23 protein-coding genes, 1 tRNA gene and 2 pseudogenes are annotated in these 24,759 nt (G+C 60.2%); 8 read left to right on the top strand and 18 right to left on the bottom strand.

Annotated features, from left to right (window positions below; translation table 11 throughout):
• Positions 1 to 2: 2 nt before the first annotated feature.
• Together HMPREF2656_RS02785 and HMPREF2656_RS02780 are read left to right on the top strand one after the other, a co-directional pair.
• The gene (locus HMPREF2656_RS02785) at positions 3 to 278 is read left to right on the top strand and encodes an acyl carrier protein (RefSeq protein WP_070570169.1); all 276 of its coding nucleotides are present in this window, start codon (positions 3 to 5) and stop codon (positions 276 to 278) included.
• Positions 275 to 1,075, top strand: a complete 801-nt coding sequence (locus HMPREF2656_RS02780; RefSeq protein WP_070815800.1) for an HAD-IIA family hydrolase — start codon at positions 275 to 277, stop codon at positions 1,073 to 1,075. The genes HMPREF2656_RS02785 and HMPREF2656_RS02780 overlap by 4 nt, the downstream gene beginning before the upstream one ends.
• A gap of 11 nt (positions 1,076 to 1,086) precedes the next feature.
• On the opposite strand, the gene HMPREF2656_RS02775 is transcribed toward HMPREF2656_RS02780, so the two are convergent.
• The 13 genes and pseudogenes from HMPREF2656_RS02775 to HMPREF2656_RS02715 form a co-directional block, all read right to left on the bottom strand.
• Positions 1,087 to 2,478: an NAD-dependent succinate-semialdehyde dehydrogenase gene (locus HMPREF2656_RS02775; RefSeq protein ID WP_070815806.1), complete on the bottom strand. Its 1,392-nt coding sequence runs from the start codon at positions 2,476 to 2,478 to the stop codon at positions 1,087 to 1,089.
• Complete coding sequence (locus HMPREF2656_RS02770; protein ID WP_141739398.1) at positions 2,468 to 2,677, bottom strand: hypothetical protein; 210 nt, start codon at positions 2,675 to 2,677, stop codon at positions 2,468 to 2,470. Before HMPREF2656_RS02770 ends, HMPREF2656_RS02775 begins: the two co-directional genes overlap by 11 nt.
• Before the next feature lie 583 nt (positions 2,678 to 3,260).
• Positions 3,261 to 4,196 (bottom strand): DMT family transporter, encoded by a 936-nt coding sequence (locus HMPREF2656_RS02765; protein ID WP_070815799.1) that lies wholly within the window; start codon positions 4,194 to 4,196, stop codon positions 3,261 to 3,263.
• 24 nt (positions 4,197 to 4,220) lie between these two features.
• Complete coding sequence (locus HMPREF2656_RS02760; protein ID WP_168167522.1) at positions 4,221 to 5,141, bottom strand: trimeric intracellular cation channel family protein; 921 nt, start codon at positions 5,139 to 5,141, stop codon at positions 4,221 to 4,223.
• A gap of 336 nt (positions 5,142 to 5,477) precedes the next feature.
• Positions 5,478 to 6,416: a uridine-preferring nucleoside hydrolase UriH gene (locus tag HMPREF2656_RS02755; RefSeq protein WP_070815797.1), complete on the bottom strand. Its 939-nt coding sequence runs from the start codon at positions 6,414 to 6,416 to the stop codon at positions 5,478 to 5,480.
• Positions 6,409 to 7,851, bottom strand: coding sequence for a uridine transporter UriT (locus HMPREF2656_RS02750; protein WP_371440642.1), 1,443 nt, complete (start codon positions 7,849 to 7,851; stop codon positions 6,409 to 6,411). Before HMPREF2656_RS02750 ends, HMPREF2656_RS02755 begins: the two co-directional genes overlap by 8 nt.
• A gap of 329 nt (positions 7,852 to 8,180) precedes the next feature.
• Complete coding sequence (locus tag HMPREF2656_RS02745) at positions 8,181 to 9,494, bottom strand: purine-cytosine permease family protein (RefSeq protein ID WP_070815795.1); 1,314 nt, start codon at positions 9,492 to 9,494, stop codon at positions 8,181 to 8,183.
• A 9-nt stretch (positions 9,495 to 9,503) separates the two neighbouring features.
• Positions 9,504 to 11,174 carry a hydantoinase B/oxoprolinase family protein gene (locus HMPREF2656_RS02740; protein WP_070484595.1) on the bottom strand — a complete coding sequence of 557 codons (1,671 nt, stop codon included), beginning with the start codon at positions 11,172 to 11,174 and terminating at the stop codon, positions 9,504 to 9,506.
• Positions 11,167 to 13,263 carry a hydantoinase/oxoprolinase family protein gene (locus tag HMPREF2656_RS02735; protein ID WP_070484598.1) on the bottom strand — a complete coding sequence of 699 codons (2,097 nt, stop codon included), beginning with the start codon at positions 13,261 to 13,263 and terminating at the stop codon, positions 11,167 to 11,169. Before HMPREF2656_RS02735 ends, HMPREF2656_RS02740 begins: the two co-directional genes overlap by 8 nt.
• Positions 13,264 to 13,703: 440 nt before the next feature.
• Positions 13,704 to 14,500 (bottom strand): annotated as a pseudogene (locus HMPREF2656_RS02730) (serine hydrolase domain-containing protein).
• Between the two features lie 21 nt (positions 14,501 to 14,521).
• Positions 14,522 to 15,274, bottom strand: a complete 753-nt coding sequence (locus tag HMPREF2656_RS12730; protein WP_141760987.1) for an NYN domain-containing protein — start codon at positions 15,272 to 15,274, stop codon at positions 14,522 to 14,524.
• Between the two features lie 108 nt (positions 15,275 to 15,382).
• On the bottom strand, positions 15,383 to 15,997 hold the full coding sequence (locus tag HMPREF2656_RS02720; RefSeq protein WP_070815793.1) for a hypothetical protein: 615 nt from the start codon (positions 15,995 to 15,997) through the stop codon (positions 15,383 to 15,385).
• Between the two features lie 26 nt (positions 15,998 to 16,023).
• Positions 16,024 to 16,689 carry a DUF4230 domain-containing protein gene (locus tag HMPREF2656_RS02715; RefSeq protein WP_083319415.1) on the bottom strand — a complete coding sequence of 222 codons (666 nt, stop codon included), beginning with the start codon at positions 16,687 to 16,689 and terminating at the stop codon, positions 16,024 to 16,026.
• Positions 16,690 to 16,883: 194 nt separating this feature from the next.
• On the opposite strand from HMPREF2656_RS02715, the gene HMPREF2656_RS02710 reads away from it, so the two are divergent.
• The 4 genes from HMPREF2656_RS02710 (at position 16,884) to HMPREF2656_RS02700 (ending at position 20,850) form a co-directional block, all read left to right on the top strand.
• Positions 16,884 to 18,440, top strand: a complete 1,557-nt coding sequence (locus HMPREF2656_RS02710; protein WP_070815804.1) for an AbgT family transporter — start codon at positions 16,884 to 16,886, stop codon at positions 18,438 to 18,440.
• A 148-nt stretch (positions 18,441 to 18,588) separates the two neighbouring features.
• Positions 18,589 to 19,719 (top strand): XRE family transcriptional regulator, encoded by a 1,131-nt coding sequence (locus HMPREF2656_RS02705; RefSeq protein WP_168167520.1) that lies wholly within the window; start codon positions 18,589 to 18,591, stop codon positions 19,717 to 19,719.
• A 65-nt stretch (positions 19,720 to 19,784) separates the two neighbouring features.
• Positions 19,785 to 19,970 (top strand): hypothetical protein, encoded by a 186-nt coding sequence (locus tag HMPREF2656_RS12725; protein WP_141760986.1) that lies wholly within the window; start codon positions 19,785 to 19,787, stop codon positions 19,968 to 19,970.
• Between the two features lie 262 nt (positions 19,971 to 20,232).
• Positions 20,233 to 20,850, top strand: coding sequence for a hypothetical protein (locus tag HMPREF2656_RS02700; protein ID WP_070815792.1), 618 nt, complete (start codon positions 20,233 to 20,235; stop codon positions 20,848 to 20,850).
• A 146-nt stretch (positions 20,851 to 20,996) separates the two neighbouring features.
• On the opposite strand, the gene HMPREF2656_RS02695 is transcribed toward HMPREF2656_RS02700, so the two are convergent.
• The 5 genes from HMPREF2656_RS02695 to HMPREF2656_RS02680 are packed head-to-tail and all read right to left on the bottom strand — an operon-like array spanning position 20,997 to position 23,400.
• Positions 20,997 to 21,434 (bottom strand): hypothetical protein, encoded by a 438-nt coding sequence (locus tag HMPREF2656_RS02695; RefSeq protein ID WP_070815791.1) that lies wholly within the window; start codon positions 21,432 to 21,434, stop codon positions 20,997 to 20,999.
• A gap of 12 nt (positions 21,435 to 21,446) precedes the next feature.
• Complete coding sequence (locus tag HMPREF2656_RS13590; protein ID WP_083319412.1) at positions 21,447 to 21,815, bottom strand: helix-turn-helix domain-containing protein; 369 nt, start codon at positions 21,813 to 21,815, stop codon at positions 21,447 to 21,449.
• Positions 21,816 to 21,845: 30 nt separating this feature from the next.
• Positions 21,846 to 22,409 carry a hypothetical protein gene (locus tag HMPREF2656_RS02690; protein ID WP_070815790.1) on the bottom strand — a complete coding sequence of 188 codons (564 nt, stop codon included), beginning with the start codon at positions 22,407 to 22,409 and terminating at the stop codon, positions 21,846 to 21,848.
• Positions 22,410 to 22,467: 58 nt separating this feature from the next.
• Entirely contained in the window at positions 22,468 to 23,109 is a 642-nt protein-coding gene (locus HMPREF2656_RS02685; protein ID WP_141760985.1) for a hypothetical protein, read from the bottom strand.
• Between the two features lie 27 nt (positions 23,110 to 23,136).
• Positions 23,137 to 23,400: a hypothetical protein gene (locus HMPREF2656_RS02680; protein ID WP_070815788.1), complete on the bottom strand. Its 264-nt coding sequence runs from the start codon at positions 23,398 to 23,400 to the stop codon at positions 23,137 to 23,139.
• A 112-nt stretch (positions 23,401 to 23,512) separates the two neighbouring features.
• Between HMPREF2656_RS02680 and HMPREF2656_RS02675 the strand changes: the two genes are divergently transcribed.
• Positions 23,513 to 23,585, top strand: a tRNA-Asn gene (locus HMPREF2656_RS02675).
• A 906-nt stretch (positions 23,586 to 24,491) separates the two neighbouring features.
• A pseudogene (locus HMPREF2656_RS02665) lies at positions 24,492 to 24,759 on the top strand (transposase); the annotation flags it as partial.

The raw sequence follows: 24,759 nt of genomic DNA, 5'->3' as shown, positions 1-24,759 counted from the left end.
GCATGGAACTTTCGCAACGCTTGGATCTCGGTGGCCTCCAACTCGAGGAGGAAACCCCGGCAGACACGTTTGCTCGTCTCGCGGGATTGGTTGAGGAGGTGACGGGTGTCGTCGTCAAGCAAAGCTCGCGTTTCGACGACACCGCAATCGCCTCCCTCGACCGCATCGAACTCGCCGTGCGGATCGAGGACACCTTCGGCGTGCGTATCGACGACACCGTACTTACCGACCACCCCACCGCCGGCGAACTCGCCGACTACCTGGAGGAACACGAATGATTTCATACCTGACCGACATGGACGGCGTCCTCCACAAAGAGGGCTCGGTCATTCCCGGCGCGAAGGAGTTCATCTCCACCCTGCGCGATGAGGAAATCGAGTTCATGGTGCTGACCAACAACTCGATGCAAACCCCACGCGACCTCTCCGCGAAACTGCAGCGCATGGGCCTGGACATCGAACCGGAACGGATCTGGACCTCCGCGACGGCGACCGCGAAGTTTCTCTCGCAGCAAGCCGGCGAGGCCTCCGCGTACGTCATCGGCGAGGCCGGCCTGACCACGGCCCTGCACGAAATCGGCTGGATTCTTACCGACGCGGACCCCGACTTCGTCGTACTCGGCGAAACCCGCACCTACTCCTTCGAAGCGCTCACCACCGCCTCGAACCTGATCCGGCGCGGCTCCCGCTTCATCGCGACGAACCCCGACCTGACCGGGCCTGGCCCGCGCGGGGTCGTACCCGCAACCGGTTCCGTCGCCGCCATGATCACCGCCGTGACCGGCATGGAGCCCTACTACGTGGGCAAACCTAACCCCGTCATGATGCGCTCCGCACTGAACAACATCGGCGCCCACTCTGACAACACCGTCATGATCGGCGACCGCATGGACACCGACGTGAAATCCGGCCTCGAAGCCGGCATGCGCACCGTGCTCGTGCGCTCCGGCATCAGCGACGACGCCGAAATCGCCCGCTACCCCTACCGCCCCACCGCCGTGTTCGACTCGGTGGCGGACCTGGTGGATCGCATCCACGACCCCTTCGGCGACGGCAAGTACACCGACGCCGACTAGGGCGCGCCTCCTTACACCGCCGAGTCGGAGCCGGCGATGTAGAAGCGCTGCTTGTTCACAAACTCATCCATGCCCAGTGGGCCCAGTTCGCGGCCCAGACCGGAAGCCTTCACACCGCCGAACGGCAGCTCGGCGCCGCGGGCCTGCGGGATGTTGACGTGGATCATGCCGGTGTCCACCTTGTCGGCAACGCGCTTGGCGCGCTCGACGTCCTCGGACATCACGGCGCCGCCGAGGCCGTAGCGGGAGTTGTTGGCCACCTCAATGGCCTCCTCCTCAGAGGACACCTTGTATACCTCGGCGACGGGGCCGAAGAACTCCTCGTAGTAGGAGTCGGAACCGACCGGGATGTCGGTGATCACGGCCGGGGTGATGTAGGCGCCCTTGCCGGTGACCTCGCCGCCAACGCGCAGGTTCGCGCCTTCAGAGACGGCGATCTTCAGCTGCTGGGCGAGGTTTTCGGCGGCGTCGCGCGAGGACAGCGGGTAGTAACGGCCCTTCTCCGGGTTGAGCGGATCGCCGGCTTCGCACTTGGAAGCGAGGGAGACGAGTTCGTCGACGAATTCGTCGTAAATGTCCTCCATCACGATCATGCGCTTGTTGGAGGTGCAGGCCTGGCCGGTGTTGGAAATGCGCTTGTTCCACGCGGTCTTCGCGGCGGCCGGGACGTCGGTGGAGTCGAGCACGATGTAGGCGTCGGTGCCGCCCAGCTCGAGCACGCACTTCTTCAGCGCCTGGCCGGCCTGGGAGGCGATGGCACGCCCGGCGCGCTCGGAGCCAGTGAGGGAAACGCCTTGGACGCGGTCGTCGTTAATAATGCGCGAGATTTGCGAATGCTTCGCGTACAGATTCGTGAACAGCCCCTTGGGCGCGCCGGCCTCGTCGAAAATCTTCTGGATCGCCTCCGCCGAACGCGGGCAGATCTCCGCGTGCTTGACCAGCACGACGTTGCCGGCCATCAGCGCGGGCGCGGCGAAGCGCGCGACCTGGTAATACGGGTAATTCCACGGCATGATGCCCAGGATCACGCCGAACGGAACCTTGCGCATAATCGACGTGCCGCCACGCTTGTTCGGGATCTCCTCGTCAGCCCCGAACTCGGCGCCGTTGTCGGCGTAGTAATTGAAAATCTCGACTACGTCGTCGATTTCGCCGTCGCCCTGGTCGACCGGCTTGCCCATCTCTTCGGCGATGATGCGGGTGAGTTCGTCGCGTTTGTCGTCGAAAAGCTTCGCGACCTTCCGCAGCACCTCCGCACGCTCCTCAAACGGCTTCTCGCGCCACTGCTTAAACGTGTCGTTTGCGGTGGTCAGGGCGGTGTCGAGGGCGTCGTCGCTAATGAAATCGTACGTTGCGACAATCTCGTTGTTCTTCGGATTTTGTACTCGATATTTAGTAGACATGCGCCCCATGGTACGAGCGCTGCGTCAGCCTCGCCACGAAGTTCTCCTCCGCCGCCAACCGCTCAATCGCGCGCCGAAACGGCTCAATCTCCGCCTCCGTGGCGCGGATCGTTTCGCTGCACGAGTACGTGCGATCCGGCCGCCGCTGCCAGCGCGTGAACCAGACCTCGCCCGGCTCACCCTCGGGCAATAAGAGCATTTGCTTCTCGACGACCCCACGCACCCTGCCCAACATCCCCTCAATGTGGAGCGTCCACGTGAGTCGATTGCGTGTCGGACGGCACGCGCGGGGCGCAGCCAGTGTTGTCGTCATTGGTGGGGACCCTTCTGTGCTTTCAGCATCGGTGCTGTGCCGCTGTTTTGCGTGCAGCACTCGATGTCTTGCTTGGCGCACTCCTGCCCCGGTGACTAAGCGGGACGCCGCGACGGACGGTTGTCCGTGTCCGGGTGACTAGCCCGAGCGGCGGAGTGCGAGACGAGAGGTTCGTCTTCCCCAACGGCCTCTGGTTACTCTTTGAGCCCTTTCGGCTCGCGACCGATCTTGCGTCACACGAGCCCCGCGAGCAACCCTCAACCGCTGCTTGATCCCCCTATTTACTCGACCTCTGGTTGAGGTTGAGTGGCGTGGTTTTCAGCGCCGAGTGTGGGGTTGTATATGTCGCAAAATGAGCTTAGGGGCAAACCCGAACTCAGATCCACGAGTTCGGGTTTGCCCCTAAGCTGCGTTTTCGCGCTACTCCCCCCTCGAGCGCAATCCGTCCGCGCGCCGCGGCGCCGATTGCCTACAGCAACCGCACGGCGAGGACGCCAAGGAAGATCACGACCAGGCCGACGAGACGCGTGGCGGTGAGCGGGTTCTTGCGGGCGCCAAAAGCACCACGGGCCTCGAGGGCCTGTCCGGCGGCGATGGTGCCGGCGTTGAAAGCGATCACGGTGGTGGCGGTGCCGAGCAGTGGCGACAGGGTCGCGCCGGAGATCACAAAGATGGCGCCGACGAGGCCGCCGAGCCACATCCAGGCCGGGCCCGGCGTCGGCTTGCGGGTGAACTGCTTCGGTGAGGTGACAAACGCGGCGATCAGCAACAGCACCACGCCGACGGAGAGATTGATTTCGCCGGCGTGGAGGGAGGAGCCGGCGATCGTTCCTAGGTATCCGTTCACTGCGGTCTGCACCGCGGAGCCGACGCCGACTAAGACGCCCAAGAGGCGGAAGAGCCAGAGTTCGAGGCCGGTGGCGTCGCCAGATGCAGCGGCAGCAGCCGCGCCCTTCCCTGACTTGCCTGCCCGCAGCACCACCACGATGCCGACGAACACGACGATGGCGCCGGCGATGCGGGGCGGGGTGACGTCGATACGCGGTGCTCCGAACAACCCAAACCAGTCGATGATCAGGCCCATCACCACCTGCCCAAGGATCGGCAACACCACAGTCTGCACCGCGCCAAGGCGTGGGAACAGCAGAATGTTGCCCAGCACGAAGCACACACCCATCACACCGCCGAGCCACGTCCACCACGGCGCGGAGGTACCCGGCGCGAACTGTGGTAGCGGGTTGCCCTGCAGAATGGTGGTCGCCACGATAGCCACAAGCAACGCCACCGAAAACGAAATCAGCGCCGACACAACTGGGAAGTTGCCCACGCTCAGGCGCAGGCGCGAGTTGGCCGCGGTTTGAATTGGAATCAGCCCGCCGACGGCGAGCGCAACAAGGAGAAGCACCTGCCTATGGTTTCATACGGGCGGCTACTTCTTGCGGTCGCCCGCGCCAGCGCCAGAGCCCGCACCGCCCGGGCCGGTCGGGTCGATGTAGGCGCGGTAGAGGGCGTCGAGGAATTCTTCGTGGGTGACGTTGCGGCGGTCGTCGATACGATTGCCCAGAATGTCGTGAATGTCTTTGCGCGTCGGCGCGTGTACGAGCATGCCGGGGCGTTGCGCGCGCTCGGCACGTTGACGCAGGGCGCTGGGGGTGCGTGGGAGGCGGTCGCCGACGCGGTGTTTGATGCGGGTGAAGAAATCGTCGACATTCGCCAGCGCCTCGATGCCGGGCACGTGCCAGCCGAACCAGTACGCCGCCACGCCGAGGCCGAAACCAATCAGAGCGGACACCGCGAGACCGATGGATTGCAGGTTGAGGTCGTAAAACAGTTGCACGCTAATCGACGCCACAATCGCCGGCACGACGTACCACTGGCGGTCGATAAGTATGGACGGGATCTGGCCAATCATCATCTCGCGAATCACCATGCCGCCGGTCGCGGTGAGCACGCCCATGAGGATGCAGCCAAACCACGTGATGTCGGCGCGCATCGCCGTCACCGTGCCCGTTACCGCCCACACACCGACGATGATCATGTCGCCGTGGAAACGGAACAACTCCCACGTCAGACCCGACAGCGGGATCAGAAACGCAAACAGCGACCCCACCAACGCGGTGCCGATGTACCAGGGGTTTTGCAGCGCCGACGCGGGCGTGGCGCCAATCAGGGCGTCGCGGATCATGCCGCCCGCCATGCCCGAAATGATGGAAATCAGCATGAAACCGACGGCGTCAAAGCGCAACCGCCTAGCGACGAGCCCACCCATAAGCGCATTCAAAAACACCCCAATGAGATCCATCAGGGCAAACGAGAACCCCACGGCGGTGAACACGTTGTCGAAGTACATGCGCGTCATCGTAGTGGTTTACTCCTGTACTTCCCGGCGTTCGGCGCGGGCGCCGGTGATGACGGTGTGGGACGTGTGCGTAGGTGTCGCCGGTTTGGCGTGGTTGCCGGTACCGCCAGACACGCTCGGACACACACATGGTGAGAATACAACGGTGAAGATGCCGATATTTTGCCGTCCTCACCGTTACGTTCTCACCATGTGTTGGGTGGGGTCGGGAAGGTGGCGTCGCAAAGCTAAACGGCACATCCAACACCGCGCATCTCGCCCAAAATCAGCGAAATGTGCCGTTTGGCCGAGAAGACGGGGCAGGCCTGCGCCCGAAGCGCCCCGCCCCTACCCCAGGCGCTGGACTGCGTCGACGACGAGGTCCCAGAAGCGCTCCACGTCCAGGCGCGTGGCCACGGACGTGTTGCAGTCGGACGGGTCCAGCACGCGGAAGTCCGCCACGGTCCGCCCGCGGGTCAGCGCACCCGACAGCTCCACGGACAGGGGCACAGCCACGGTCTCGACGACGGAGGGGTCGATGACGTAGGCGACGGCGCAGGGGTCGTGGACTGGTGGGTTGTCAAAGCCTTGGGCGTCTTTGTAGTTGCGTCGGAAGGCGTCGATGAGTCCGACGCAGAAGTCGCCGGCGGAGGTGCCAAGCGCAGCGAAGCGCGACTCCACCTCCGGGGTGGCCAGCGCCTGGTGGGTAAGGTCCAGGCCGACCATGACCACGGGCCAGTCCTCGCCGAAGACGATCGCGGCGGCCTCGGGGTCCACCCACGTGTTGAACTCGGCAGACGCGGTCCAGTTACCGGTGCCGTACGCCCCGCCCATGAGCACGACTTCGCGCACGCGCGAGACGATCCGTGGTTCCATGCGCACGGCCAGCGCGATGTTGGTCAGCGGTCCGGTCGGAACCAACGTCACGGTGCCGGGTTCTTCGCGCATCAGCGTATCGACGATCCACCGCACCGCATGCTCATCCTCCACCCCAACCTCAGGCTCGGGCAGGTCGTAGCCGTGGATTTCCATGCCGGTGTCGCCGTGGATGTCCTCGGCGGTAACAACCTCGTTGATGAGCGGTCGCGTCGCACCCCGGTACACCGGCACGTTGGTGGCCCCGGCGATGGTCAGCACCTGAAGCGCGTTGTGGGTGACTTTATCGATGGTGTGGTTGCCGCCGATCGTCGTTAAGCCAAGGAGCTCAATGTCTGGATTGCCAAGCGCGAGCAGGATGGCGACGGCATCGTCGTGGCCAGGGTCGCAGTCGATGATGATCTTACGCACGGGCAGCCACGTCCTCTGCTGCGAGCGTGTCCGGGATGGTTTCCGGCTTCGGGATGAGGAACGACGCGGCGAACGCGCAGCCGAGCAGGACCGCGCCCGTGATCATGCCCGCGTGGTAGCTGCCGTTCGTGGCGGTGAACACGGCAAAAATGATCGTGAACGACAGGCCCGCACCCAGGTTGAACGCGCCGCCGTTGAGCCCCGGCAGGTAGCCCTGGTTGTGCTTCGGCGCGAGCACGACGCCAAGCGAGCCGAGCATGATGTTGCCCATGCCGGCGTAGGTGATGCCGGCGAGGATCGACATGGCCAGCAGCAGCGCGGGCGTCGCATTGCCGACGACTACCACACCGAACAGCACCGACAACGCCGCACCTGCGATACCGATCTGCAGGATGATCTTGTAGCCCACGCGGCCGGCAAGCCAGCCCGAAACCGGGCCCATAACCAGGCCGGCGAGCGCGTACGGGGTGAGCGTCCACCAGGACACGACACCGGCGGACATGCCCGGACCGGCCTCGGCGTCCTGGGCGAGGTTGGGCACGAGGCCGTTCATGACGGCGAACACACCGGTCATGGTCAGGGTGGTGGTCAGCAGCAGCGCCCAGGTGCGGCGCTGGGTGAGCAGTTCGGTGGACATCAGCGGATGCGGGGTGGACTTCTCGGTGCGCCAGAACCACACCAGCGACGCCGCGCCGATGGCCAGCAGGATGAAGACCATGACCCAGTTGGCGGCGGCGAGCTCGCCGGCCATGTTCAGCGCGGTCAGGATCGCGGCGGCACCGATAACCAGGCCGACAACGCCCTTCCAGTCCATCGGCTGCAACTCATTCGACTTGGTCTCCGGCACACCGAACTGCACGGCGAACACGGCGATGAGTGCGGAGGCGCCGATGACCCAGAAGAGGGAGCGGAAGCCGAAGGCGTCGGTAAGCCAGCCGCCCAGCAGCGCGTCCACACCCGCGATGCCGCCGTTCACCGAGGTCAGAATGCCCACCAGGAACGCGAACTGCTTCTCCTCACGCACAGCCTGGCGCAGCATGACCGACGTCAGCGCCACCGTCGGGCCGGACACACCCTGGATGACGCGGCCGATGAACAGCATGGTCACGTTCGTGGCCAGCGCCGCAACGACCGAACCGATCACGGTGACGGCCATCATGGTCACCAACACCTTGCGACGCCCAATCAAGTCACCCCAACGCGGCATAAACAGAGCAAACACAGCGGCGGCGGTGAAGAACGCCGTCTGCGTCATGCCGATCTGCGCGGTGGTCGCGTCAAGTTCGACCTCCATGGTCGCCAACGCCGGCGACAACATGGACGCGTTGAGTTGGAATGCGAAGACAGCCACCAGCAGCGCTGTCATCAGGGGCACGACCTGGTTGGTCGGTAGTTTCTGCCCCGCTGCTGGTAGCGAGGTGTTCGTCATAGTCATGCGTGCAGTGTAAAACAGCCTTTTGCATACCGCCCGCCTCGGTTCCGGTGCGTCGCCGAGCACTGCAAGCGACCCCCGCCCCGCCCCCTTACGTTCATATGCAGGTCTCGATATGCGTAATCCCTGGTCACAGCGTTTCGGCTCAAATCGCCCGGTTTTTCCGAAAACGCCCTCACCTGCAGTTACGCATATCGAGCCCTGCACATGAACAAATTCAGCCCAACGCCAGACACGAACCGGTGCTCCGCTCCACCCTTCAGACTCAGGTGCGACTTAACGAAATTGCAGCTTAGGAGCAAACCCGAACTCGAATCTGGTGGCAGGAAAACCTAGTTAGCGGGCAGCACCGAAAACTTTCCCGGTTTCGTCTTCGACTGAAGGACCATGCCGATGTAGTAGACGATTCCCGCTGCGAACAGGGACTGCAGTGCAGGGATCCCTATCGGATTTGCGTATTGGGTGTAATAGCCAACTCCGATGCCGATTAGTGTCGCCACCGTAGCAACCCAGTTCCAACCCGGGATTTCCTCCCACTGCTGCTTGCGGATGAAGAAGAAGTCAATGGTCACGATTGCGGCGATCGCGGGGTAAACCAACGATGTGAGGTAAAGGAAGTCAGTGAAGTAGTCCAGGAACCCTGCTAGAGCGAGAGCAATACCGATAAGTGTTCCTACGAGAGTCAGCCACTGCCTGCCTCGGCTGGAGTCAACATTCATCAGGTTCGAAAGAGCGAGGCCCATTGAATAGTTGTTCACGAGCTGGCTTGTCCAGGTGGCTAGCCAGAGAATCAGAAAGCCCCAGAAGGGGAAACCGAGTTCAACCATCACAGCAACGATGTCTGCTTCCCCGATGCCTACAGCCATGAACGCACCAACGACGAAAAGCGGAATTCCTACTCCGATGATGCCCCACGGAATAAGAACATTGTCTTTCCACAAAGGCTTGGCGTAGCGGGTGTAATCAGCGCTGATTACCCACTGAGAAGCATTCACGCCAATAACGAGGCTTAACGCGGCAACGACAGTCATTATCGGTTCTGGATTCCAGGCCTTAATCTCCTCCCAGCTGGAGTTTTGTACGGCGAAGTAGATGCCAGCCACGATGAGTAGCAGACCGGCTGGCACCGCAATGTAATCGGTCCACTTCATACTCGAATAGCCGATAATCGATGGGATTGCGAAGGTCAGCCCAGCAACTGCTGTGATGAGTGCCCACATTCCCCATTGAGTATCAGGGTCGATTCCGAGCATCGCCGCAAATGCGTTGCCCGCCACAGCCGTTTGCAACGCCCACCAACCCAGAGACGAGATGAAGATGGTGCCTGCGGCGATCAGTTTTGCTTGGGCCACTCCAAAACTGTTCTTTGCGATCACTGTCGATGGCAGACCGGTTTTCGCACCTATGTACCCACTAATCGCATTGCCTGGCCATTGGAAGAGAAGCAGAGCCAGCAGAACGATCCAAATAACTGATCCCAGGCTGAAAGAAGCAGCCAGAGTTGCGCCAACCATTAAGACTGGAATCGTAAATTCCAAACCACCGAAAATGATGGCCGGGGTGATCCACTTCTGCCGTTGTTCTAACGGAACCGGGCTCAATGGATTGTCGTTTGAGAAGGCAGTTCCTTCATCTTTCGTAGTCATTATTCGCACCTAGCCTTGTGCTTCGGCAGCGGTGTACCCGTAGATTTCCGCTGCATCCTCCGCCGAGATGAAACCGTTTGCAATGTCTTCTTCGACGGCGGAATGCTCACGTTTCCGTGGGTCGCCGTAACCGGCGCCATTGCCTGTGCGAATTCGGATGACATCCCCCTGGTTGACTACTTCGTTTGAAACGACAGCGCCACGGATCCGTTCACCATTTGCCCGAATGATCTCAATTAGGTTGCTTGACCCTTCGTGCCCGCCGTTCAGAGCCCAAGGCTTGTTGATCGACCGGGTGTAGGCAGCAGTCACGAAGCAGTTATCTCCACGCACTTCGTAGTCCAGAACGATGCCCTTTCCTCCTCTGAATTGGCCTTCGCCACCAGGCGCATCGTTAAGGCGGAGCTGATTCACGTACAGCCCGTAACGCAGCTCCGCGATTTCTGCAGGGCAGTTGTACGTCTCACCGTGGAATCCGGAGAAGATCGCGGAGTTACCATCGGCTTTCGCACTGCCACCCCATCCACCAATTTGGGGCTCAACGATTGTGAAGTGTTTGCCAGTGTCTGGGTGCACGCCACCGATGAACGTGCCACAGATGCTGGCGAAGTGTCCCGCGGGCAGCTGCCCTTCTACGGCTGGGGCGAGGCAACGCCAGATGAGGTCGAAAAGCCGAACCTCCACCTCGTAATAGATGGAGAATGCAGCAGGTTCCTGCGCATCGAAAACGGTTCCCGGAGTTGTCAGCAGTTCGATAGGGCGGAAGCTGCCTGCATTTGCTGGCCCGTAAGGGTCAGTGAGCGATTTGAAGATCATCTGGGTGGCAACCATGCAACCATCGACGTTGCAATTGTTCGGACCAGAATCCTGATCTGGGTTATCCCGCAGGTCAACGACGAAACGATCGTCGGTAATCTCGATTGCAACGCGGTAAACCTCACCGCTGTCCTGTTCTTCCTCAAGCTCAAACCTGCCCTTAGGAAGTTCGGACAGTCCCTTTCGCGCAATTCGCTCGCCGTGCTCCATGAACTCATCGAGCGCGACCTCGAACGTGTCCACCCCGTACTTCAACGCAAGAGTTTCAATACGGTTTGCGCCAATTCGCACCGCTGCGACTGCCGACCACAGATCTCCCAGCAGGGTCTCTGGGAGACGCGAATTAACCTCGATCACTTTCAGCAGTGGCGTAATTGGCTCTCCAGCGGAGAAGAGCTTGACGGCCGGGAGACGGATTCCTTCTTGGAAAATCTCGGTGGCGACTGCAGAGACGCCGCCAGGAGTCATTCCCGACAGGTCTGGCCAGTGCGCAATGTTGGCGGTCCATGCGATGAGACGACCTTCCGCGAACACAGGCATTGCAAGGACGACGTCGTTTAGGTGCGTGACTCCGCCATAGAAGGGGTCGTTCGTCACAAAGATGTCGCCCTCTTGCAGGTCATCTTCACCGTTGATTTCCAAGATTCGCTGGATCGCCTTATCCAGCACTCCAATGAATGCGGGGATCCCGGCGCCTGACGATGCCAGTTGACCAGATCGATCAGTGATTCCGGTGCCCATGTCGAGCACTTCATAGATGATCGGGCTCATAGCGGTTTTCTGCATCGCGACGAACATTTCGTCAGCGATAGCTTGCAGGCTGCTCTGAATGATTTCCAGGGTGAACGGGTCGGTCTTAGGCATTGGTGTTCTCCTCCTGCTCGATTTCGACGTGAAGATTTCCGTAGTTATCCACTTCGACCAAGCAACGTGGCGGAACTACAGCAGTGGTTCCACGGAATTCGACGATTGCTGGTCCTGCAAACTGCATGCCGGGCTCTAGTAGGTCAGCGTTGTAAATGTCGGTCGTGCATGTGCCGTGTTCAAGGAAGTCGACGTCGCGTTTGCCCTTGGACGCGTCGACAATTGCTGCACCGGTGGTAGACAGCTCTCGCGGGGCAAGCTTGCCGACATCCGCCATTGCGATGAGGTGCAACCCGACGAACTCGACCGGTGCATCAAGTCGATACGTGTATTCCTTCTCGTACTCCGCGTGGAAGTCTTGAATGAGCCGCTCAATTGCTTCTGCATCAATCGATCCGCTGCTGATTTCAACCTCAACTGAGTGCTCCTGGTTTGCGTACCGCATCTCCGCAAACCTGAGGAACGAAACTGAAGCACGATCGACACCGTCCTGCTCAAACTCTTCACGCATTTCGGATTCTGCGGCAGACACGAGAGCATCAACCTTCGAGGCCTGGTCTGCGTTCAGCGAGAACAGGTTCGTCATAAAGAGGTCACGACGAAGATCTCCCATCAACATGCCCCAAGCACTGAATACCTCTGCAGCAGTTGGAACGATTACCTTCCCCATACCGAGTTCTCGAGCCAGATCGCAAGCGTGCATCGCACCACCGCCACCGAACGCCACAAGTGTGAAGTCACGTGGATCATGGCCGCGATTAAGTGAAACAAGCTTGAGCGCATTGATCATGTTGTTGTTGGCGATTCGCACGATTCCACGTGCTACTTCCTCATTCGTAAGATCGAGTTGCTCTGCCAACGACGTCAGACTCTTGTCCACTGCTTCCATGTCAGCGGTGAGTTCGCCACCGACGAAGTAGTTCGGATTGATTCTTCCGAGCGCGAGGTTCGCATCAGTCGTTGTAGCGTTTTCTCCACCACGGCCGTACGCTGCAGGACCGGGTGTCGATCCTGCGGACTGCGGGCCGACATGGAGCTTCTTAAACTCGTCTACCCACCCGATCGACCCGCCACCATTACCGATCTCGACGAGATCGATAACCGGGACCATAATCGGATACCCTGCGGAGGTTCTGGAGCGTTCAATCCAATAATCGGTCTTTACAGTCACAAGGCCGTCTTTGATCAGCGAGCACTTCGCGGTGGTCCCGCCAATGTCCAACGCGAGGATATTCGGTTCTCCGACAAGGGATCCGAGCGCCGCCGCGCCGAGGAAACCACTTGCTGGGCCGGATTCCACCATGGTGATCGGGATTTCCTTGGTATGGCTGATCTTGTCCACACCGCCGTTGGACTGCATGACGTAAAGGTTGCCGTCGAAACCTGCAGACTCAAGCCCCTCTTCAAGGCGAGTCAAGTACTTCTCGGCTGTCGGCTGCACGAATGCCGACAAAACGGCTGTCGACGAACGCTCGTACTCACGCCACTCACGCGTGATCTGGTGCGATGCCACGACGGTTCCCGTCGGCCAGAGGCGCTTGAGTTCCTCCGCAGCAGCAATCTCGTGCCGGGGGTCTGCGTAGGAGTGAAGGAAACAGATTGCGACCGCTTCAATACCGTCTCGCTCCAGCTTTTCCACGATCTCTGGAAGTACCGAAAGATCAAGCGGCACGCGCTCTTCCCCCGCCGGAGTCAATCGGCCAGGCACTTCGAAACGGTGCTTTCGAGGTACGAAAACTTCTGGCTTCGAGTAGTGGAGGTTGAAGAAATCCGGTCTGTTGCCCCTTGCGATCTCGAGGACGTCACGGAAGCCTTCCGTGGTGATAAGCGCAGTTTTCGCGCCCTTACGCTCGGTAAGCGCGTTGATGACCACCGTACTGCCGTGTGCAAGCGTCGTCGCTGTCTTCAGATCTACACCGGATTTCTCGATGACGTTGAGCACGCCCTGCTCGAAACGAGGTGGAGTGGTATCCGACTTCGCGGTGAAGGTACGTTGTTCCCCGGACTCAGCGTCTATCGAAAACGCCACCAAGTCAGTAAAGGTTCCGCCCACATCGGTCGCGATGCGAAGCGTTGACTGATTCTCCATGCGTGACTCCGTTCACTCGACTCAATGACTTGTGAAGCGAGACTAGCCACATTCGGGTGAAAATTGTGCAAATCAGTAAATAATATTCTCGAATCGAGTTCGGGTTTGCCCCTAAGCTCCGCTTCCGCACACGGCCCTCTTGCTCCCACGCGCCACGCATCGCTTAACGACGACCACCCACCCGGCCCCGCGCCCCTTGCCCGCCGCGCCTGTACCCGTCCCGCCACACGCCCGCCCCTCGTACCCGCGCCCCGGCACACCCCACCTACCCCTCTTTCCGTTCATATGCAGGGCTCGATATGCGTAATCCCTGGTCACAGCGTTTTGGGCAAAATTCGCTGGACTTTTCCGAAAACGCCCTCACCTGCAGTTACGCATATCGAGCCCTGCACATGAACAAATCCGCCGCGCCGCACCCGCGCCGCACGCGCGCAGGCGCCCTACGCCAGCGCCTCCCACAGCGCCGTGTTGGTTTCTTGCCAGAGAGGTTTGGCCCAGTCGCCGAAGTCGCGGTCCGTAAGCACGACGCAGGCCTGGTCGCCGGCGACCCACAGGTAGGTGCCGGCCATGCCGAAGTGGCCGACGGTGTCGGCAGGCATGCCGTCGCCGGTCCAGTGCGGGGACTTCTCTCCCTTGATCTCAAAACCGAGGCCCCACGGGCAGGGCTTTTGCATGCCGTAGCCGGGGACGACGCCGCGCAGGTCGCCGAACTGATTCGTAAACGCCTCGCGCACCGTCGAAGGGTCAAGCAACCGGGGCTCGAGTAGTTCGGTGGCGAAGCGCGAAAGGTCCGCGACGGTGGAGCGCCCGCCGTGGCCCGCCGAGCCGTAGATCTCGGTCGCGGTCATGCCAAGTGGTTCGAAGACGCCTTCGCGGGCGTAGTCGGCAAACGTGATGCCGGTGGTTTCCTCGACAATGTCGGCGAGGATTTCGTAACCGGCGGACGAATAGATGCGGCGCTCCCCCGGTGCCTTTGCGGTTCGCGGGAGTCGAAGCCGACGCCGGCTGCGTGCGAGAGGAGGTGGCGGATGGTGGCGTTTTCGGGGCGGGCGTCGTCGTCAAGCGAAAATGCTCCTTCTTCAACCGCGAGGAGCACGGCGTACGCGGAGAGGAGTTTGGTCACGCTGGCCAGTTCGAAGACGCGCGCGGTGTCGCCGAACGACGCCTCTTGCCTACCGACGAGCGCGCCCGCCACATTGTCAACCGGCCAATCCTGGAAAAACTTCTCGAGCTGCATGGCCCCACCCTACGTGGCGGGTCATCGATACAGCCGGGTATCCAGGCTCGCAATGTGGTCGAGTTCCCCCATCCGCGTGTTCCACACATGCCGACGTTTCTTCTGCGCATTCAAGCCCGGCTGGATCTTCGACTGAAATCCAGGATCAGAGTCGTTGCGGGGAACGAACCAACTGGCTGTTTCAATCCGCGCGACTACCTTTGGGTCGATTACGTGCAAATCGTGCACGGTATCTACGACCGGACCCATGTCACTATCGTGCGACGCCAAAACTACTAGATCAATGTCCGGATGCTGCGCAGCTAGCAATGTAGCGAGTCCCACCATCAGATCGACACCTTTCTCTTCAGGTGGTCCCGCCAACGTCTTCTTTCCATTGACATCCATGATCGGCTTACCTCGGCCATCGCGCTGGTACCGATATTTGAGCGGACGTAGGGTCACCTCGACTCCATCCGATTCCCAATTCCGTTTCTGATCCTGGTTTCGCCGATAGGCATCGGGATCATGAATCGAACTTGGTAAACCTCGAAAGACTTTCACCGAATCAAGTGTCGCAGGGGGCGTAGTGGAGTTGGCCGCGTTTCGAGCTGCAATAAGTCTCTTGGCAAAGGCTGCTGGGTCGAGCAACGCTTCATGAAGCCCGACGCCGTCATCGCGTGAAAAGACTTCCCAGCCTGTGATGTGCACATTCTGATAGTCGATAAGTACGACAGCATTTAAAGTGCTGCTCCCCCTCCGCTTTGGCATGAGCGACGGTGACGCGTTAATCATCTGATCCCCCCCGGAATTTAAAAACCCCGCCAATCCGTAGATAGCGGGGAACTATGTGAGCGAGTATACCGTTTTGGGTTCGTCTGTCAACCCTTTCGGCTATCCAACCTAAAACGGCAGCGCAGGCAGCGTGACGCCCGGGATCATGCCCTCCGCGCCAGCACCCACGGCGCCGAGTACGCCGAGCAGCGCCACGACAATCAGTGCGATGTGGTTCGGGGCGAGGCCCAGGCTTATCGACGACGGCGCCACCGGCACGACCCTATTCACATCCTTGCCGCAATCCGCGTAGCGCTGCGCGGTGTACGAGGCGGCGTTGGCAAGATAAGCGGCCTCGGAATGACTAAACGGGCTGTCGGCGGTGACGGTCAACCCCTTCGAGGAGTGCTTCAGGTCATCGAGGACCAGCGCGCTTGAGGTGTCGGTGACGCCGGGTTCCCAAAGTTTGGCGTCGTCGATTTGGGTGAGTGTGCCCCAGCCGTTCTCGCCGATGTTGGCACGCAGCTCGGTCTGCTTCTTCTCCCACAGGGCAAGCGCGTCGGTGCGAGAGCCGTTGTAGAAGATGAGGTCGTCGCCAAGTACGCCCGCGGCCAGCGCCGGGACCTGGTCGGCGTTGTACTCAATGAAGCACTTACCCGGCGCGGCCGGCGCTGCAACGGCAACCGGCACCGACGCAGCAGAAACAACAGCAACCAGCGAGCAAACCACCAAAGACTTACGCATAGCCAGAAACCTTAGACCACGAGTGGCTACTGCGCCCAGGAAATGCGGACGTCAAAATCCTCCTGCTCGGTGCCCTGCACAAGTGCGGCGATGTGGCTACGTACGAGGTGTTCGGTGCGCTCCCGCGCGCGGTCCAACAAGCCCTGCGACACGGCCTTGTCGCGCGCGGCTTCCTCTTGGCCGGCGATGAAGGTGGTGACGTCGTCGACACGAATTTGGTTGATGGGGTTCATGGACTGGTCGTAGACCTGCACGCTGTCGGCGTTGATGTGGGCGCTGAGTACTTCCACGGGCGGCAGCACTACATCAATAGCGCCAGAGCCGACCGTAACGTCGATGGCGGTTGCGTCGCGGATGCCGGCGGTGACGCGGCCGTCGTAAGTAACAAGGAAGTTGCGGCCCGTAAACGGCACGTGCATGCCGAGCACCTCGAGGCCTTTTTGGTCGAACTTGCCCACGTCGGAGAAGACGTATTCCTCCACGGAGAGTTCGGCGATGTCTTCGAATGACGCCCCGATGGTGGTGGAATCCACCCGCGTCTCCCCCATTCCGATTACGGCTGGGCGCAGCATGACAAGCAGCAGCCCCGCCACGGCCAACACGGCGATGACTGAGGTAATGACGGAGGTCACAACGACGCCACCGCGGCGGGGCTGGCGCGGCGAGAGGTGTAATTCTTGGGCGGTACTCACATCTGGTGATCTTAATTGCACCCCATATTCGGATGGTTTGTACACTCGTTGGAACCTTTGGGCGTACGCGGCTGAAGGATGTATCTGGCCACCGCACGGAAGAGATAACGATGACCGGTTCCACGCGTATCGACGAAACCCGCGCCGACAAGCAGCGCGAACAAAAACAAGACAAACAGAACCAGCACGACGGCATGACCGGCTTCCTCGGCTGGATCGAGCGAATAGGCAACAAGCTGCCGGACCCGTTCTGGCTGTTTGTCATTTTGAGTGGCGTTGTTGTCGTCTCCTCATGGATTGCCAGCAAGGCGGGCTTGTCCGCCATCGACCCCGCTTCCGGCGAAGAGATCCATGTAGAAAGCCTGCTGACCGGCGAGAACATCTCGCGCATGGTCACGGATGCGGTGGAGAACTTCATCGCGTTCCCGCCACTCGGTGTGATCCTGGCGGTGATGCTTGGTGTCGCCGTGGCCGAGCAGACGGGTCTGCTGGCGGCGATGGTGCGCGCGATGGTGGACAAGGTCAGCGGCAAGATGCTGACGTTCATGGTCGCGCTTGCTGGCGTGACTGGTTCGATCGCCTCCGATGCGATTTACGTGATCATCATTCCGCTGGGCGCGATGGCGTTTCATGCGGTTGGACGCTCGCCGGTGGTGGGGGCGATGGTGGCGTTCGCGGCGTCGTCGGCAGGCTTTAACTCCTCGCTGATCTTGAACATTACGGACTTGCTGCTCGCTGGCATTTCCACCTCGGCGGCGCAACTTGTCGACGCCAACTATGAGGTCTCCCCGCTTGCCAACATCTTCTTCGTCATCCCGTCCGCCATTGTGCTGGCACTGGTGATCACTGCGGTGACCGAGTTTTATGTGGAGAAGAAGGCGCAAGCGCTTATCGACGACGACCACATCGACGAAGACGAACTCCAAATCAACGACTCCGCCCAGCCGGACGATTCCCACCTGACCGACGACGATGACCTCTCCCTGACCCCACTGGAGCGCAAGGGCCTCGCCTGGGCCGGCGTGACCCTGGTGGTCGCCCTCGTCGTCTACTTCGTCCTGCTGCTGGTGCCGGCCTCCCCGTTCGCGCGTCCGGAGGAAGGCTTCATGGAGTCGCCCTTGATCCGCGCGATTGCCGTGCCGATCACCCTGATCTTCTTTGTCACCGGCCTGGTCTACGGCCTGATCGTGGGCACCGTCAAGGAGGCCGCGGATCTGCCGAAGTTCATGGCCAAGGGCTTAGAGTCCATGCTGCCGATCCTGGTGCTGTTCTTCGCCGTCGCCCAGTTCCTGGCGTACTTCCAGTGGTCCAACCTGGGCCCCTGGACCGCGATCAAGGGCGCGGAGCTGCTGCAAGCGTGGGATCTGCCGAACGCGGTGCTGTTCCTCGCGTTTGTGGTCATGGTGGCGCTGATCAACCTGTTCATCACCTCCGGCTCTGCCCAGTGGGCGCTGATGGCGCCGGTGGTGGTGCCGATGATGATGTACGTCAACGTCTCCCCCGAGGTCACCCAGATGCTGTTCCGTATCGGTGACTCCCCGTCGAACATCATCACCCCAATGTCGCCCTACTTCGCACTCGCCCTGACGTTCCTGCAGAAGTACTACAAGAAGGCCGGCGTGGGCACCCTGATGTCGCTCGCCCTGCCATACTCGCTGTGCATGCTGGCAGGCTGGTTCACCTTCTTCATGATCTGGTACTTCGCCGGCATCCCGCTCGGCCCTGGCTCCCCGATGGGCTACGAGGTATAGTCAGTACCGCACGACATTAAGCGCTGGGTGTTATACCCAGCGCTTTTGCTTTACGACGAGCGACCTACCGGTAATACAGGGTTCAAGCCGATTCATCCGGATTTCGCTATGACACAGCCAGATCTTTTCGGGACCGAGGATGATGACATTGATTTCACAATCTCGCGAGCGAGCGGAAACTAACTCCGCCCGCATCTCGCCGTCCCGAATTACGGTCGCGCGACTGCGCCGAGGCCTCACAAAAGCGGAGCTGGCTGCAGATCTCAACATTGCCCCAGCAACCCTTTCTCGCTGGGAGAACGAGGGGCCACCGCCTTCCCGTACAGAGCCACTCCTCAAGCGCCTTGAATCAGCACTCGGTTTTACCGACAGCTACTTCCTCTCCGAGGAACTGGAGGTCCCATCGATGGACGCTACACTCTTTCGAGCGGGCAGCCGCGCAACGCAGCGGCAGAAAAGCGTTGCAATCGCATCCGGGGCAAACGCCCGCACGCTCTTGGCGTGGCTTCGCAGCAACTTCAACTTTCCAGAACCCAATCTCCCGGATCTGTCCGGATTTACACCTGCGGAGGCAGCCCGCCACGCGCGTACGATCTGGCAGCTGGGCGATAGACCAGTGCCAAACTCGGTTCAGCTCGCCGAGTCGCTCGGCATCGCGGTCATGGGCCTTCCGCCGGCAGCCTCTGCGGTGGATGCGTTTTCCATGTGGGACGGCGAGCAGCCGTTTATCTTCCTCGCCCGGCGCCGAACGCCCGAAGGCGCCCGCTTCGATCTCGCGCACGAGTTGGGCCACCTGCTACTCCACAGCAGCGACGAGTCACGCAGCGGAGCACGCGAAGAGGATGAGGCCAATCAGTTCGCTGCCGACTTCCTCATCCCGCCCGGCATAGTTCACGCGCACCTCCGGCTGCACCCGAGCCTCGATGACATCCTCCGGCTCAGAACCGCCTTGAAAGTGTCAGCCATGGCCATGCTTCGCGCCGCGCACCACCACGGCAAGCTCAGCGAGCGGGAATATCACTTTCACCTGACCACCCTCTCCGCGCGCGGTTTCCGCACCGACGACCCCGGCAGCACACTGCAATACGAACGCTCCCACGTCTTCGATTACGTGCTTTCCCCCGAAGGTGGTGTCAGCATCGCGAGCATCGCCAGCGAGACACAGCTCCCGCCACAGGACCTGCACGCCCTCATGCTCAGCGCCCACCCCCACACGGTCTCGAGCGCTGCCTCGGCAACCAGCGCCCCGTCCCGCCCAACACTTCGCGTGGTGCGATGAACTGCACAACGAACCATGCACCCGCTACCGTTTCCTTTAAGTCCATGAGCAAGAGGTGATACGCAGTGGCATACAGAAACTGGGATGCTCGTAACAACCGCAAACGCGCACCTCACCCGGCGCAAAATGACCCCGCCCACGAGCGAACCCCCGACCCCCGCCAAGCGGTGCGCGACGCCCTCGACGAGGAGATGCGCTCACGCCCAACGACAATGTGGCAAGCGTTTTGGGACGGCTTCAAACGGGCTTAGCTAGGGCTCAGAAGCAAAAGCAGCCTATCGACGACCAGCCGGCCGGCACCCGTCATCCCCCGACCACCGAGGCCGGTGCAGCTCTCGCTTCACTTATGCCCGCCTTCGGTTCAACGGTTCTTTCGACAGCACAGAATTGGCGATGGAGCCCGATAGCGACGCAACTCCCTATAAAACCTGACATCTAGATGAAACCGATTGCACAGGTGATCCAAAGAGGTTTTAATGAAAACGTCCAGTTTCCCACCCTCGAAGGATTTCCGTGAACGACTTCAGAGACATCAACAAGCTTCTCAACAACGTTGAGAATCTCATCCCCCAAATCGTGGCCGCTATCGTTGCGCTGACTGCACTGGTCGGTACCGTCGCTGGCCTGGCCCAAAACGGCAGCAGTATCAACCCCGGCAACGGCGGCAACTCCGTTGTTGGCAATGCACCGTCGAACAATACGGGCTCGAACCTGAACCCGTCCCCGAAACTCGCCCAGGAAAAGCTGCTGATTCCGGACGGCCGCAAGGGCGTGAAATACGAAGATTTTAGCCAGGGAGTTGAGGTCAAGGTGGGAGACAAAGTATTTACCGACTCCGCTCGAGCAAGCAACACCGGCAGGTACTATGGCCCATACCTCGTGCGCACTCTAAACAAGGAATTCCGACGCGCAACCTTCACCGCGGTGTGGGATGAAAACATCCTGAACGAAACCAAAGAAGCAACCGTCAATGTTTATGTGAATGGTGATCTCGCGCAGCAAAAGATCGTTCAAAAGGGCGCCACTGTTGATTTCAACGTCCCCGTCGCGAACGTCGAAACCCTAGAGATCCAAGTCCCTGGCCGCACAAACCGTGGCCTCTCCATCGTGAACGGCGTGCTCTACCGCTAAGCCACACCCCACCAAACCCGAGTGCCCCACCTCAACCCGAGGTGGGGCACTTTCGTACCTACTGAAGTCCTACTTCCCAATCTCCGCCGGCATGCGAATCAGGGGTTAAGTAGCAAAAAGTCCGCGTCCCCTTTTGCTACTTAACCCTAGTTTTCATCCGGATCGACGTATACAGGGTTAACGTTCCGTAAAGGCTGTTCAATCTCAAGCGGCACGGCGAGGGCACTAACGTCCAATTCCCTGGCAAGACGATCCAGTTCCGCGAGACAAACGTGAATTGTGCGGACAAGAGCCGTAGATTTCACGAACTCTTTCGCCTCATCGACAGAGCTGAACGGTTTAGAAAACTCAAATATGCCTTTTACGCGAACGGCAATATTGGAATCCCACACGTCGCGCTCGACCGTGATATCTGCTTCGGCAGACTCCAGGTTAAAGAAAGCCTTAACATCAAAATCGAGATCCACGTTAACGTGGTCAGGTTGATCAACATGCGTGACATCAAGGTCTTTTCGCTCGGCATGCAGCATGCCAAACCTGTACCTCACGAAAACGGACTCATCAGAAGGCTGCTGTGCACTCACGGAATATCCCTTCTAATGCGCACTATTTACACTGTATGTAAAGGTTTTTTTAATGGACGGCCGAGCCCCCGAATGCGACCACCCTTGGACATTCGGGTTGTCGTTTCGAGCACTCGAAGCTTGACTGACAAAGCGGCTTCCTGGGCGTTTTGCGTCAAGCCTAAGTTCTGCACCGAGAACCCGAGCGATGGTCCGAAGAGTGGAGGCCGAGAAGTTCATCCCACCTCTTTCAAACTTGGCCACGAAGGATGGCTCCAGGTTCGCCTCTCGCGCAACGTCCTCAACGGTCAGCCCAGATGCTTGGCGGATCTCTTTGAGCTGACGGACAAGCTTCGTCTGCTGGCGAGCGTTTGATAGCCCAAGAGCTACGTGTGCATCCATCGCTTCCTCCCTTTTCTTCCCTGCAACAGTTTAAGCCGTTCTGCTTCTGAGCTGGTAGCTTCGCTGCTGTCGTTCCCATCGGCGTGCCGAGTCAATGGCATCAAGCACGTCCCTGTCCTGTTGGTTCATCATAAATCGACCAACAGCGGCGGATCGTCTGTCACGTCGTTTGAGACGAACTGCACTTAGCAGCACCTCGTCCGCGAGATTCTCACCGCGCAGAAGGTCGTGAAAGTAGATGCGCCACCAGCCGCCACAGTCGTCTCCTGCCCCTGACTCCTCCACTCGGAGTTCCCCGGTCCAGGGCACCGGGTTTCCACGGCCTGCCTTCCGGAAAGCACGTTTACCCATCGGCGCCCTGTAGGAGCATTCTGGACATGAGTCGTAGAGTTCGGCGTTGTCTTCCTCGTCCAGCCCGTACTCATGAGCGTCCTGGATCAGTGCATGCGTGAGTTCCCATGCCGCAGGATCGCGCTCATATAGCTTTTCGTCCTCCGCCTTATGCAATGGCGTCTGCAGCGTGGTACATCCCGGAAGGTTGAACCGGCATGCTCGCTCATTGTCGAGCACCGAATCGTACTGAGAGTCGCTCACGCAAATTCACTCTACAGATGCCCCGGACATGACCCGAGCATGTTTTCGAAAACGAGACCTACGCCCCAATCTCCGCCGGCGTACACACCGGCACCTCGCGCATGAACGCCTCCGGCGCACCCTGCTGGCGCAGTTTGATGCCGTTGTAGCACGCCTGCGTCATGCCCGTCCGCTTCGTGCCATCAGCCGGAATCCGCGCCCACTTGCCGTCCGTGTTCTTGAAGAACAGGATCCAGTCCGTACCCTTCGCTCCCGCAATAGCCCACTTGCCGTCGCAGAAGTTCACGGTCGTACCGAACCCTGCCGGCCACTCCGGCACTACCGCGTCAAACGCGCTTGGCGAGCACGAGTTCCCCGCCGGCTTCGCCTTCTGTTTCGGCGCAAGCGCAGGCACCGACAGCGCCGACGCGATCGCCGCAAGCCCACCAAGCACCTGAGCATTCAGCGGCTCCGGCAGTTCCAGCCACCCCTGCTGCACCGCAACTGCCCCACCAATACCGACGGCCGCCAGGACACCCAGCGAGATGCCCACGATGGCACCATTGCTTAACGACGACCCCTCATCCCCCGCCGTACCTTCCTCCCGAGTAACAGCGTTATCGCCTTGCGAGGCACTACTTTCCGCTAACGCATACGGAGCAACAACAGCAGAGGTGGATACGGCGGCAGCGACGCCGAGAGCAAGCATCGGTTTCTTCATGTCGCCCACCCTACTCACCATCACCGCCTATGTCGCGGGAAATAGCGCAATTCCCCACACCCCAAGCGCAACCGCCGCAGCGATGAGCAACCACCACGCCACCCCACGAGGCCGACGAAACCAGCGATCCGCCACAAGCCACACCACCGACGGAATAATCAGCGCCAGGGCCAAGAACGTCAGCGCTCGCCAATCCTCAAAGCGCGGCGCAGTGAGCATGAACACAACACCCAACCCAATAAGGCCACCAGCAAGCGCGTGTGGACGAACCCCACCAACAGGAATAATCATAGACGCCACATTAACGCACAATCACCCGCATTAACCAGGCGATTTTGTGTCTACAACAATCCACGCTATTGTTATCTCTCGTTGCACAGCAATGAGCAACACAACAAAATATTCCTCCATAGCTCAGTTGGCAGAGCATTCGACTGTTAATCGAAGGGTCACTGGTTCGAGCCCAGTTGGAGGAGCAACAAAACGCCCCGCTCTCCGCATGCGGGGCGTTTTGGCGTTATCGGCTGCTTAACCCTCCACACAGATGGTGGCACGGCTTAGGAACTTGAATGACCATGATCCGACCGCTTTTCAAGCGCCATTGTTCTGAGTGCTGATGATACGGCTGCATTCGAAGCCCCGCGGATGCCTGAGGGCGCTGACATCGCAATTCTTGGCACAGATAACAACCAGGTCGATCTACCCAAGAGCGTGCAGGTAACCATACTTGCAGCGCTTAGAGCGCTCGCGCGGCCCCAACATCCTCCACAATCACCTGCGCGCCTCGCTGGACATCCTCGTGCAACTCCCGCGTGTCCACGGTGTGCGCTCCCACAGCCGGCACGGTCGCATCAGGTCGCAACTGCCTATCGACGACCACGGTTTCCCGGCAGACATCGCCACCACCCCAGTCGCTCGACAGGCCACCGCTACAGAGTTTAGACCCAGCGTCGCTATTTACACACTGACTGTGTTACAAGAGCGTCGACTCACGGAACTAGGAACCTCTTACTTCCTTCGGTGGGCTCCCATTTCAAAGCCGTCCGGCAAGGGTTTAAACTCGCCTTCCTCAACGTAGGCTCTCTTCTGAAAGTCTCGGAGCTTCTTGATGTCCAGTTCTCCGACCACAAAGTGCTCGTTAGTTCCTCCCCGAATCTGCACCATGTCCCGCTTGAAAGACTCGCGTGCCGGTACACAGATTCGGGAATCGCCGTACATCCTGTTGTTTACTTGCACGATGTAACTGTGAATGTCCAGGGCGGATGGTTGCGTCCCATAGTGTGGTGTAACGCTTGCTGATGGTGGGCCCTTGAAAATAGTGGGCGGCCACCGTCAGTAACCTTTCGACTCAACTTCCACATCTCACCGAAAGGAACATGACGATGACCGCTGATCCGCATTCTATCGACCCGACAACCTATCTGGATGATCTGCTGGCCCAAGCGTCGCCGGATCTGATGCGGCAGATGCTGCAAGGGTTTATCAACCAAATCCTCTCCGCCCAGGCCGACACCGTGTGCGGCGCTGAGTACGGTGTTGCTTCCACCGAGCGGGTCAACCAACGCAACGGGTACCGCCACCGCGACCTCGACACCCGTGTCGGCACAATCGATGTGGCAGTGCCGAAGCTGCGCCACGGCGCGTTCTTCC

Origin of the sequence: Corynebacterium sp. HMSC034B08, assembly GCF_001835805.1 — a bacterium.
Taxonomy (GTDB): domain Bacteria; phylum Actinomycetota; class Actinomycetes; order Mycobacteriales; family Mycobacteriaceae; genus Corynebacterium; species Corynebacterium coyleae.
This window is presented reverse-complemented; position numbering and strand designations above follow the sequence as displayed.

Coding starts and splice junctions, on each gene's coding strand:
- HMPREF2656_RS02780 (WP_070815800.1), top strand. CDS start 275: ATGATTTCATACCTGACCGACATGGACGGCGTCCTCCACAAAGAGGGC.
- HMPREF2656_RS02785 (WP_070570169.1), top strand. CDS start 3: ATGGAACTTTCGCAACGCTTGGATCTCGGTGGCCTCCAACTCGAGGAG.
- HMPREF2656_RS02770 (WP_141739398.1), bottom strand. CDS start 2,677: ATGCTCTTATTGCCCGAGGGTGAGCCGGGCGAGGTCTGGTTCACGCGC.
- HMPREF2656_RS02720 (WP_070815793.1), bottom strand. CDS start 15,997: ATGCGTAAGTCTTTGGTGGTTTGCTCGCTGGTTGCTGTTGTTTCTGCT.
- HMPREF2656_RS02735 (WP_070484598.1), bottom strand. CDS start 13,263: ATGGAGAATCAGTCAACGCTTCGCATCGCGACCGATGTGGGCGGAACC.
- HMPREF2656_RS02745 (WP_070815795.1), bottom strand. CDS start 9,494: ATGACTACGAAAGATGAAGGAACTGCCTTCTCAAACGACAATCCATTG.
- HMPREF2656_RS02775 (WP_070815806.1), bottom strand. CDS start 2,478: ATGTCTACTAAATATCGAGTACAAAATCCGAAGAACAACGAGATTGTC.
- HMPREF2656_RS12730 (WP_141760987.1), bottom strand. CDS start 15,274: ATGATTAACGCGTCACCGTCGCTCATGCCAAAGCGGAGGGGGAGCAGC.
- HMPREF2656_RS02710 (WP_070815804.1), top strand. CDS start 16,884: ATGACCGGCTTCCTCGGCTGGATCGAGCGAATAGGCAACAAGCTGCCG.
- HMPREF2656_RS02685 (WP_141760985.1), bottom strand. CDS start 23,109: ATGAAGAAACCGATGCTTGCTCTCGGCGTCGCTGCCGCCGTATCCACC.
- HMPREF2656_RS02680 (WP_070815788.1), bottom strand. CDS start 23,400: ATGATTATTCCTGTTGGTGGGGTTCGTCCACACGCGCTTGCTGGTGGC.
- HMPREF2656_RS02760 (WP_168167522.1), bottom strand. CDS start 5,141: ATGTACTTCGACAACGTGTTCACCGCCGTGGGGTTCTCGTTTGCCCTG.
- HMPREF2656_RS02750 (WP_371440642.1), bottom strand. CDS start 7,851: ATGACTATGACGAACACCTCGCTACCAGCAGCGGGGCAGAAACTACCG.
- HMPREF2656_RS13590 (WP_083319412.1), bottom strand. CDS start 21,815: ATGGATGCACACGTAGCTCTTGGGCTATCAAACGCTCGCCAGCAGACG.
- HMPREF2656_RS02740 (WP_070484595.1), bottom strand. CDS start 11,174: ATGCCTAAGACCGACCCGTTCACCCTGGAAATCATTCAGAGCAGCCTG.